At 70.0% G+C, this 10,520-nt stretch carries 8 protein-coding genes; 4 read left to right on the top strand and 4 right to left on the bottom strand.

Features of this window, described 5'->3' with window-relative positions; genetic code table 11:
• Nucleotides 1-42: 42 nt before the first annotated feature.
• Nucleotides 43-984: an oxygenase MpaB family protein gene (locus OL358_RS08615; RefSeq protein ID WP_264709568.1), complete on the top strand. Its 942-nt coding sequence runs from the start codon at nt 43-45 to the stop codon at nt 982-984.
• Nucleotides 985-1,165: 181 nt separating this feature from the next.
• On the opposite strand, the gene OL358_RS08610 is transcribed toward OL358_RS08615, so the two are convergent.
• Nucleotides 1,166-3,145 carry an OmpL47-type beta-barrel domain-containing protein gene (locus OL358_RS08610; protein ID WP_264709567.1) on the bottom strand — a complete coding sequence of 660 codons (1,980 nt, stop codon included), beginning with the start codon at nt 3,143-3,145 and terminating at the stop codon, nt 1,166-1,168.
• 28 nt (nt 3,146-3,173) lie between these two features.
• Complete coding sequence (locus OL358_RS08605; RefSeq protein WP_264709566.1) at nt 3,174-5,480, bottom strand: glycoside hydrolase family 127 protein; 2,307 nt, start codon at nt 5,478-5,480, stop codon at nt 3,174-3,176.
• Between the two features lie 329 nt (nt 5,481-5,809).
• Between OL358_RS08605 and OL358_RS08600 the strand changes: the two genes are divergently transcribed.
• A complete protein-coding gene (locus tag OL358_RS08600) occupies nt 5,810-6,658 on the top strand; it encodes an NAD-dependent epimerase/dehydratase family protein (protein ID WP_264709565.1) in 849 nt (282 codons plus the stop codon).
• Between the two features lie 49 nt (nt 6,659-6,707).
• On the opposite strand, the gene OL358_RS08595 is transcribed toward OL358_RS08600, so the two are convergent.
• Together OL358_RS08595 and OL358_RS08590 are read right to left on the bottom strand one after the other, a co-directional pair.
• Nucleotides 6,708-6,998, bottom strand: coding sequence for a DUF4287 domain-containing protein (locus OL358_RS08595; protein WP_264709564.1), 291 nt, complete (start codon nt 6,996-6,998; stop codon nt 6,708-6,710).
• A gap of 39 nt (nt 6,999-7,037) precedes the next feature.
• A complete protein-coding gene (locus OL358_RS08590; RefSeq protein WP_413631347.1) occupies nt 7,038-8,069 on the bottom strand; it encodes a LacI family DNA-binding transcriptional regulator in 1,032 nt (343 codons plus the stop codon).
• A 171-nt stretch (nt 8,070-8,240) separates the two neighbouring features.
• Between OL358_RS08590 and OL358_RS08585 the strand changes: the two genes are divergently transcribed.
• Together OL358_RS08585 and OL358_RS08580 are read left to right on the top strand one after the other, a co-directional pair.
• Nucleotides 8,241-9,539, top strand: a complete 1,299-nt coding sequence (locus tag OL358_RS08585) for an ABC transporter substrate-binding protein (protein WP_264709562.1) — start codon at nt 8,241-8,243, stop codon at nt 9,537-9,539.
• A gap of 68 nt (nt 9,540-9,607) precedes the next feature.
• On the top strand, nt 9,608-10,519 hold the full coding sequence (locus OL358_RS08580; RefSeq protein WP_264709561.1) for a carbohydrate ABC transporter permease: 912 nt from the start codon (nt 9,608-9,610) through the stop codon (nt 10,517-10,519).
• Nucleotide 10,520: the final 1 nt, after the last annotated feature.

Here is a 10,520-nt window from a genome sequence, read left to right as displayed (position 1 = left end):
TCGTCGGGGCTTCGGTCGTGCGGCGCGTGGCACGCTGGAGACGTGACCGGCACCTCTGGCGAATCCCGCGAGCGTCGACGCGGCGTGATCGCCGGCGTCCGGGCCCGGCTGCTGACGGCGCTGTCAGGCGACCCGGACGGAACCCCGGCGTGGGTGAGGGAGCTCGCCGAAGGCGACGACATCGGCTACTTCCCGGAGGACGGCGCCGCGTGGGCCGTGCACGCCGGGGTCGGCACGATGGTCGCGGGCATCCGGGCGCTGCTGATGCAGGCGCTGCATCCCGGCGCGCTCGCGGGCGTGCACGACTGGTCCCGGTACCGCGAAGATCCGGTCGGCCGCCTGACGGGGACCGTGCGCTGGGTGATCTGCCTCACCTACGGATCGACGGCGCAGGCTCAGCGCGAGACGGCGCGTGTGGGCCGGTTCCACCAGCGGGTCACCGGCACGTACCGGTCCGCCGACGGGGGCGAGCGCACGTACTCGGCCGCCGATCCCGAACTGGTCGAGTGGGTGCACCTCGCCTTCACGGATTCGTTCCTGTCGTGCCACCAGCGGTGGGGACGCGCGATCCCCGGCGGCGCCGACCGCTACGTCGACGAGTGGGCGACCGCCGGGACGCTGATGCTGGTGGCCGGGCCGCCGCGCACCGAGGCGCAGCTGCGCGGGATGCTGGACGGCTACCTCGAGCGCGGGATCCTGCGCCGCGACGAGCGCGTGGACGACGTGGTGCGATTCCTCCGCCGCCCGCCGTTTCGCGAGTCGCGCTCGATGTCGCTCGCGTACCGCGTGCTGTTCGCGAGCGCCGTCGCCACGATCCCCCGCCGGTACCGCCGGCTCCTCGGACTGCGCCGCTCGCCCCTCCCCGTGGTCACCGCCACGCGCGCGGTGCTCGCAGTGACCGAGCGCGCCCTGAACGCCGGCCCCCGTTCGCAGGACTTCGCGCGCCGGCGGCTGCGCCGCCTCGAGCGACCGGATGCCGCCTGACCCGCAGCATCCGTCCCCGCCCCCAGCCACCCAGCCACCCAGCCACCCAGCCGATCGAGTCGCCAGAACACGCCGGACACTGCCTCACTCCTTCGGCGTGTCTTGGCGAGTCACGGAATCGCGACGGCGAACGCGGGAACGGCCCGCGGTGGGGAGACCGCGGGCCGTTCGCGAGGGGGGATCAGCCGCAGGTGAAGGCGCCGTACTGCGCACTGCCGTGGTACGCGGTGTCGTCGGTGCCGGTCCCGCTGACCGCGACCTCGCCACCGGACACACCGAGGGTGCGGGTCGAGAACGTCGTCGACACCGTGCCGCCGGCCTTGACCGCGGCGAAGGTCTTCGACCCGAACGCGGACTCCACCGTGATGTCGGCCGCGACGTCATCCGCGTTGCGCACCGTCACCGCGATCAGCACCTTGCCCGAGACGCAGCGCTGCACGACCGCGGGCACCAGGTCGAGACTGTCCCCGGTGAGGGAGGGCAGCTCGACGGTGGCATGCTGCTCCACGTTGCCCGCGGCATCCTGAGCCTGCACGTGCACGTACCGAGGCTCCTCGGTGAGCTGCACCGAGAAGGGCTCCTCGTACGTCGCGTACATGTTGTTCGTCTCGCCCGTCGGGGACGGGTCCGGACCGTCCGACCACACCGTGCGCGTGACTCCCGAGCCCGGCTCGTCGTCCGACGGCGTGAGGGTGACGGTCGCCGACGTGCCGTCGACGACGATCCAGTCGATGCCGGTCGTCGGCGCGATCGTGTCGATCTTCACGGTTTCGGATGCCTCGCCCACCGCGTCGTCCTCGCTCGTCGCGCGTGCGCTCACGGTCACCTCGCCCTGCGCGTCGACCGAGAACGGCTCGTCGTACGCCTGCCATGTCTCGCCGTCGAGGCTGTACTCGATGCGCGCGACGGGGCTCGCCGTCTCCTCCGCCGTGATCGTGACGGTCGGAGCGGTCGTGTACCAGCCCGATCCCTGCGCGGCGGAGTCGAACTCGATCGCGACGATCGGCTCGGCCTGGCTCAGCGGCTCGACGACGAACACGGTTGCGACCGCGCCCGGCTCGTAGCCGTCGACGGCGCCTTCGACGTCGAAGATCGCGTCGGCCTCGGCGTACTGCGCGGCTTCGATCGGCGCCCAGTCCACCTCGACGTCGCTGCTCGCGGTGCCGTCGGCGTACGTCGCGCGGACGGAGCCGGGCAGCACGGGTGCGACGCCGGGCGTCGTGATCGTCGCCGTGTAGTCGACGGCGTCGATCTCGTCCGACAGCGTCGCGGCCACGAACACGGTCGCCGTCACCGACTGCCCGTCGTAACCGTCGGGATCGCCGACCACGTCGAACGTCCCGGCCGAGGCGTAGGCGGATGCCGCGACCGGCGCCCATTCGACATCGACGTATCGCAGGGGACCGTTCTCGCCGATGACCCACACGCGCTCGGGGAGCTCCGGCGCCGTTCCGGTGACGGTGCGCACCGCGACCGCCTCGGAGTCGATGAACGCGTTCGGGTCCTCGGGCTCGGGCTCGACGACCGGCGCATTCACGCCCCACACCTCCCACTCGATGACGCTCGTCGCCTTGCGCTGGCTCTGGAACACGACGCGGTCGAGCACGAGTCGGACCGCGGTCGTGGTGACGGCGTCCCAGTTCGCCTGCACGACCGGCTGCGAGGTCACCGGCGCCGCGGTGTCGAGCACCGGGAGCGGGTAGCTCAGGCCGGCGCCGGTGACGGGAAGCCACTCGCCCGCAGGGCTGCGGTACTCGACCTTCCAGGCGGCGGGGATCATCACGCCCGAGTCGCCGCTGGGGGTGAGGTGGTTCTGCCACAGGAAGAGCTTCGACGAGCTCACCGTGACGGGACGCTCCCAGGTGTACGTGGCGATGTCCTGCGTCGGGTTGCCCGGCGCGCCCCACGTGCCCCACATCGCGGAGAGCGTGTTGGTCGGCGCGGCCGCGCCGTTGTTGAGGGCGGCAGCCGAGTTCCAGCTCGGCACGTAGCTCACCTCGACCGTGGGCGCGTTGTCGCCGGAGGCGAGCGCGACGTTGATCGGCTCGTCGGCCGCCGTGGCCGGGATCGCGACAGCGCCCGCGGCGATCAGTGCGACGGCGGCGGCCACCGCGACGGCGATCCTCTTCAGTCCGGCTCTGCCCGGTCGCATGGTGTGCATGGATGTGCTCTCCGTGTTCGTCGACATGTCAGTTCGCCGCATCGATCGGGGCGCGCCCGGCGGCGAGGAGCACCTTCTGACGGTTGCGCGCGGTCAGGACTCCCGCCGCCACGTAGTCCGCAGAGACTTCCCCGACGGCGGCGAGGAAGGCGGCGCGACTCGAGAACGGCGCCCGCTCCCACACCTCATCGAGCAGCGTGCGGCCCGCGCGCCGCGGGTTTGCCACCCCCGAGTCCTGCCCGGCGAAGGTGACGGTCGGCTCGTTGCGCTGGAAGTACATGTGGTACGCGACATCCCGCCCGTTGTACGCCGGCTCGTAGCTGAGGCCGCCGATCGTGAACACGTTCGCCGCGGTCTTGGAGATCCCGCGGGTGACATTGCCGCTCAGGTCGAGCCGATCGGCCAGCGACACCTTCAGGTAGCTCGTCGCCGAGCTCGTGGCGGTCAGTACGACGGGGCCGTACATGAGCGTCTGGATGTCGGGGCGGTCGACGGCAGCCTCGACGCGGACGGCGAGCGGGAGGCGCACGGTGATCGTGTCACCCGCCACCCAGGTGCGATCGAGAGTGGCGTAGGCGCCCGCGTCGACGGCCACGGCGGCCGGTGCGCCGTTGACCTCGACGACCGCGTCTCGCGACCAGTCCGGGATGCGCAGGTGCACCTTCAGCGGGCCCGACGGCGCGGCCTGGACGGTGAGCGTGGACGTGTCGGACTCGGGGAACGACGAGACCTGCTCCAGCTCGAGACCCGTCTCCTCCCACGTCAGCGTGGAGGCGATGTAGAGGTTGACGTACAGCTCCGACTGATCGGCGGAGCGGAAGTAGATGCCCTCCTGATACTTCACATGGCTCTCCAGCCCGGTGCCTCCGCAGCACGTGCCGATGTTGCCGTTGCCGTACTCCTTGCGTGCGCCCGGCTGCACCGGGAACATGTACAGGTTCTCCGGCCCGCTCGTCGACTCCTGGTTGCGGCGTCCGCCGAGGATGTGGTTGAGCACGGTGCGCTCGTAGTAGTCCATGTACTTCGGGTCCTGCTCGTTGAAGAACAGGTAGCTGGCCACCTTGAGCATGTTGTAGGCCGCGCACGACTCGGCGTTGCGCGGGCCGATGTCCCCCGCGACCGTGTTCGCCGGACCCCAGAGCTCGCCCTCGCCGGTGCCGCCGTGCGCATAGACCCGACCCGGGACGACCATGTCGTAGAAGCCCTTCGTCGCATCGAGATAGTGGTCGTCGCCGGTCTCGGCGGCGAGCTTCACATAGCCAGGGAACTGCGGGATGTGCTGATTGGCGTGCTTCCCGTTGAGCGTGTCGGTGCCCGCGGCGCATGCGTCGACGAGCGTGTGCAGCGTGAACAGGTGCGCGGCGTCGAGGAAATCGCTCTTCTGCGGATCGGCCGAACGCCAGTACAGCTCGACGAGCACCTCGTTCATGCCGCCGTACTCGCCCGCGATGTACGAGCCCCACATCCGTGCGAGCTGCGCGGGGGTGCAGGTCGACAGGCGGCTGTGCACCCAGTGGCCGATGCCCTCGGCCAGCTGGAGCGCCTTGTCGCTGCCCGCGAGCGCGTGGGCGTCGAGCAGGCCCGCCAGGATCTTGTGCAGCGTGTAGTACGGCGCCCAGATCTCGCCGTACGGCGCGAACTCCTCGAGCGCGGAGAACTGCCACTCGCCGTAGGCCGAGAGGAAGCCCGGGTGCGAGTAGCGCGGCGCGCCGTCGAACTGCTGTGCGGCGAGCGCGGCCCGGCACTCCTCGAGTCCGTCGACGATCGCGTTGACCTTGTTGAGCAGGGCGAGCTCGCCCGTTGCGGCGTACGCCATCGAGAGTCCGCTGAGGAAGTGGCCGCCGTAGTGCCCGCGAAGGCATCCGCCGGCGCCAGCCGCGTTCTGGCCCCGGACGTATTCGCGCGGGCCCCAGCGCTGCGCGTCGGGGTTGGGGCCGTACTCCTCCCAGCCGCCGGGCGGGGTCGCGCCGTTCGTCGGCAGCCCCGCATTGCGGCGGAACACCGCGAGGATCTTGTCGACCGAGTACGCCCGGTAGAGCACGAGATGCTGGTCGAGGGCTCGGGTGAAGACGCTCTGTCCGAGCTTCACCGAGGTGAGCGGGAAGGGGCGGACGGTCCAGGCGTCGGGATAGACGAGGGTCTGCCCGGCGCGCACGACCTGGGCCGAGCGGGCCGGACCGGCCGCGCGGAAGGCGGCGGCGCTCTGCCGGGGTGCGGCGGCGCGTGCCTGGGTCGGGTCGAGGAGTGCGACGGCGGCGGCCATGCCGGCGAGCGCGATCCCCCCTCCGACGACGATGTTGCGACGCGAGATACCTGTTTCGGTTTCGGGTGTCATCGTGATTCCTTTCTGGGGACAGGCGAGGATGACGCGTGCCGGGGCACGCCGAAGAGACCCGCTGCGAGGGCGGGTGGTCAGGAGGCTGTTGCCTCGGTGGAACGGACGGCGCCCTCGGAGGGAGCGTCCGGCGCGGCGGCTGCCGGACGAGCGTTCAGCCCGCGCGGCTCGTCATGATCGTGACCTCCTCGTACACGACGTTCGTCGCACGGCGAAAGGCGTTTCGGCCGCGCGAGCTTAACGGTAGCGCTAACAGTTAGCGGAAACAATCCCCGGTTTGCGAAACGGTTTTCTGTCCGCGGATGCCGCAGCCGTGACAGGCTGGTCTCATGCGCATCGCTCTCACCGGCTCGACCGGAAAGCTCGGAACGGTCGTCGGCCGCGAACTCCGGGATGCCGGATACGACGTGATCGGCATGGACGTCGTCGGCACCCGAGGCCCCTCGTTCGTGCAGGTCGACCTCACCGACTACGGCCAGGTGATCGACGCGTTCGGGGCGGTCGGGGACCGTCACGACGGCATCGATGCGGTCGTGCACCTCGGAGCGATCCCGGCCCCCGGCATCCGCAGCGACGTGGCCACCTTCCACAACAACATGGCCGCGACATTCAACGTGTTCTGGGCGGCGGTGCGCCTCGGCATCCGCCGAATCGTCTACGCCTCGAGCGAGACGGTGCAGGGTCTCCCCTTCGATGCCCCGCCGCCGTATGTGCCCGTCGATGAAGGCTACGCACCACGCCCGGAGTCGGTGTACTCACTCGTCAAGACGCTCGAGGAGCAGCTCGCGACGGAGCTCGTGCGGTGGCATCCGGATCTCTCGATCACCGCCCTGCGGTTCTCGAACGTCATGGTGCCGGAGGACTACGCGGAGTTCCCCTCGTTCGACGCCGACGCGCGCCTGCGCAAATGGAACCTCTGGGGCTACATCGACGCGCGCGACGGCGCGCAGGCCGTGCAGCGCGCGCTCGAGGTCGCACCGGCCGGTTTCGACAACTTCCTGATCGCGGCATCCGACACCGTCATGTCCCGCGCCAACGCCGAGCTGCTCGCGGAGGTGTTCCCGGGCGTCCCGGTCGCGCGGGAGTTCGGCGACCACGACACGCTGCTGTCGATCGACAAGGCGCGCCGCCTGCTCGGCTACGACCCGCAGCACACGTGGCGCACCCACGTCGGCTGAGCCGAACCTCGTGACGGGCGGACGACGACGGCGCTGCTCGGACTGAGCGTCAGCCGGCGGGGTTGGTGGCCTTGCCGTCGAGCCACAGCATGTTCGACGGGTCGGAATGGGTGCCGCCGGAGTCGACGTGCTTGTCGCTGATCTGCGGACCCTTCGTGATGACGTGCACGATCGCCATCGCGTGGCCGCGCCCCAGGCCGTAGTCGGCGGCGAGCCACTCGACGATCGGTGTCGCCTTCGTGTTCTCGTCGAAGCCCTTCTCGTGGGCGAGGTCGATCAGCTGTCGCGGGGTCAGCCCCGTCTTGGTCTCGACCGCGTCGAGATAGGCCTGGAAGGACATGCACGGATCCTATAGCCCGGCACCGTCACCTCCGCGCCCTCACCGCCGCGGAATCGTCGAGCCGCGGATCACGAGCCGCACCGGAAGGTGATGCTCGCCGCTTCCGATGTCGACGCCGTCGATCGCGTCGAACACGCGCTGCGCCGCCTGGCGACCCAGCATCTGGAGGTTGGCGTCGATGCTCGTCAGCTCGGGCCGCGAGTTCGTCGACAGCACCTCCCAGTTGTCGTACCCGATGATCGCGAGGTCGTCGGGCACGCGGCGCCCGAGATCGCGGGCCGTGTCGAGCGCGCCGCGCGCGATCTGGTCGGAGCCGCAGAAGATCGCGTCCACGTCGGGGTGCCGCTCGAGCAGCATGGCCGCGGCATCGCGTCCCCAGTGCTCGGTCCACTCCGAGAACATCGGCTCGCCCACCAGCGAGAGCCCCGCCGCTTCGAGCCCTGCACGCGCACCCGCGAGTCGGTCCTGCGCCGCGGCGTAGGCGGGATCGCCCGTGATGTGCGCGATGCGCGTGCGTCCGCAGGCGAGCAGGTGGTCGACGGCGAGCCGCCCGCCGGAGTAGTTGTCGGGCGTGAGCGACAGGTCGCGAGGATCGTCCGAGGGCGCGTAGGCGTAGACGACGGGGACGGGGAGGTCCTGGCCGAGCGACGGGCGCGGGTCGGTCTGGCGGCCGACGACGATGATGCCGTCGACGCGTCGGCTCAGCAGCGCCTTGAGGTGGTGCTGCTCGCGGATGGCGTCGCCGCGCGCATCGCACAGGAAGACGTTGATCTGCCCGGCCCCGAAGGCGTCTTCTGCGCCCATCAGGATCGGGATCATGAACCGGCCCTCGAGGTCGCTCGTGAGGAGGCCGACGGTCCCGGTCCGCCCGGCGAGCAGCCCCTTCGCCATCGCGTTCGGTGTGAACGAGAGCTCGTCGGCAGCCCGCAGCACGCGCTGGCGCGTTGCCACGGCGACGTCGTCCCGATTGTTGAGCGCCTTCGACGCCGTGGCGATGGACACGCCGGCGCGCTTGGCCACGTCACTGAGCGTCGCGGTTCGCGAACTCGTCTCGTTCGTCGTCACGTTCACCTCCTTGCTGCGGAAAGGTTATCGGAGAGGCTACTTGACCACCCGGCGATACACACGATAACTTGCCGAAAGGGATTTCGTAGATTTCGAATCCTCACCCCGCACCACCGCAGCGGTGCCGGCTTGGGGCCGGCGTCATCCGCTCGAAGAAGAGCTAGAGGAGACAACTGCATGTTCACCACCCGACGCCGAGTCGCACTGCGTGCGGCGACGGCCATCGTCGCGGCGGGCGCCCTTGTCGGCGGCCTCACCGCGTGCGCCGGAACCAGCGGCACCCCCGCCCCCGCCGAGTCCATCCCCGCCGATGGCGTGGATGACGGCTCGACGCTCACGCTGTGGACCCGCGCGCCGATGGAGCGCCAGGCGAAGCTGCTCGTCGAGGCGTACAACGCCAGCCACGAGAATCAGGTCGAGCTGACCGTCGTCCCGAACGACGACTACGTCGCGAAGGTCGGCGCCGCGGCCGGCTCGAGCGGTCTGCCGGATCTGTTCGCCGCCGACATCGTCTACGTGCCGAACTGGGTCCAGCAGGGCCTGTTCGCCGACATCAGCGAGCAGATCGACGGTCTCGACTACAAGGACGAGATCAACAAGGGCCACCTCAACGCCGGCACCTACGACGGCGCGGAGCACGTGCTCCCCTTCGTGCTCGACCTGTCGATGCTGATGTGGAACAAGGACCTCTTCGCCGAAGCCGGCCTCGACCCCGAGAAGGCGCCGGCGACGCTCGCCGAGTTCGCTGACGCGGCCAAGGCCATCCAGGACCTCGGCAAGGACGGCGTCTCGGGAACCTCCACGGGCCTGAACTGCGGCGGATGCCTCGTCTTCACGTGGTTCCCGTCGATCTGGGCATCGGGCGACCCGGTGATGAACCCCGAGGGGAACGAAGCGCTGCTCGCGAGCGAGACCGCCAAGGAGGTCTACTCGACCTGGCAGGACCTCGAGGAATACGGCGCCGTCGCGCCCGGATCGGCCGAAGAGACCGGCGCCACCTGGGTGGCCGGCTTCCAGGAGGGCAACGTCGGCATCATGCCGTACCCGGCCACGCTCCTGTCGGCGCTCGAGTTCGACGCGGGCGTCGCCGGCATCCCCGGCGTCGACGGCGGCGAGTCGACCTTCGTCGGCGGTGACGGCATCGGCATCTCGAAGGACTCGGAGCTCTCCGCGCAGGCGTGGAACTTCCTGGCCTGGATGATGTCGGAGGACGCCCAGGTCGACGTGCTCGCCAAGGACGGCAACGCCGTCTCGCGGTCCGACCTCGCCGACAACGAGTACGCGGCGACGGACCCGCGTCTGGTGAAGATCAACGAGGTCGCCGCACAGGGCGACACCCCGGTGGCCCTCAACTTCCAGCAGGCGTACAACGCGCCGGGAAGCCCGTGGATCACCCTGGTGCGCAATGCCGTGCTCGGCGACGGCGCGACGGTCGACGCCGACAACGACGAGATCACCGCGGTCCTCAGCCAGTAACCCCCTCCGCCGGCGGGGTGCGCTGTCCGGCAGCGCACCCCGCCGGCGCCTTCCCAAGGAGCGACGACGTGGCCTTCACCACCACCGCACGAACCGCCCGCAGAGCGCGGGCACGCAGCCCGCTGGGCGGGCCCGTCCAAGGCTGGCTGTACGCGGCCCCGACGGCCCTGTTCGTCGTCGCCCTGTTCCTGATCCCCCTGCTCCTGGTGCTCCAGATGTCGGGATCGGACTGGCCGCTGCTGCGCGGCAACCTGGGGTGGAACTTCCCCGACAACTACGTCGAGGCCGTGAACCACCGCCTCTTCTGGGACTCGATCTGGTTCACGCTGAAGTACACGGTGATCACGACGGTCCTGCTCGTCGGGCTGGGCCTGGGCCTCGCCCTCCTCGTGCAGGAGTCGACCATGTGGAAGGGATTCCTGCGGACATCGTTCCTCATCCCGAGCGCCCTCGGCCTGGCCTCGGCATCCCTCCTCTTCTACGTCCTGTACTCCCCGTTCGCCGGACCTTTCGCCGACCTGATGCAGACGTGGGGGTTCACGTTCCTCGGCACTCCCGAGGGCGCCCTCTGGTCGACGGTGTTCCTCATCGTGTGGCGGTATGCCGGCTTCTACATGCTGCTGATGCTCGTCGGGCTGCAGGGGATCCCCGAGGACGTCTTCGAGGCCGCGCGCATCGACGGCGCCTCGCGCTGGCAGACGTTCCGCGACATCACGCTGCCGCTGCTGCGGCCGACCTTCGCACTCACGATCGTGCTGTGCGTCACCGGGTCGCTGCTCGCGTTCGACCAGTTCTACATCCTGACCAAGGGCGGCCCCGACAACAGCACCATGACGATCGTGCAGCTCATCTACAACATCGCCTTCCAGGGCCAGAACAATCTCGGGATCGCCGCCGCGCTGTCGGTCATCGTCCTGCTGGCCCTGATCGTCATCAACGTCGTGCAGCTGCGCGCGTTCAACCGTCCCGAGGAGGCGTGAC

It is taken from the genome of Microbacterium sp. SSM24, from assembly GCF_025989145.1.
Classification (GTDB): domain Bacteria; phylum Actinomycetota; class Actinomycetes; order Actinomycetales; family Microbacteriaceae; genus Microbacterium.
Note: the sequence above shows the minus strand (reverse complement) of the source record. Positions and strands in the feature narration are given on the sequence as shown.

Excerpts from the sequence above, each read along its gene's own strand:
- OL358_RS08595 (WP_264709564.1), bottom strand. The coding sequence starts at position 6,998 with ATGTCCTTCCAGGCCTATCTCGACGCGGTCGAGACCAAGACGGGGCTG.
- OL358_RS08610 (WP_264709567.1), bottom strand. The coding sequence starts at position 3,145 with ATGCACACCATGCGACCGGGCAGAGCCGGACTGAAGAGGATCGCCGTC.
- OL358_RS08585 (WP_264709562.1), top strand. The coding sequence starts at position 8,241 with ATGTTCACCACCCGACGCCGAGTCGCACTGCGTGCGGCGACGGCCATC.
- OL358_RS08600 (WP_264709565.1), top strand. The coding sequence starts at position 5,810 with ATGCGCATCGCTCTCACCGGCTCGACCGGAAAGCTCGGAACGGTCGTC.
- OL358_RS08605 (WP_264709566.1), bottom strand. The coding sequence starts at position 5,480 with ATGACACCCGAAACCGAAACAGGTATCTCGCGTCGCAACATCGTCGTC.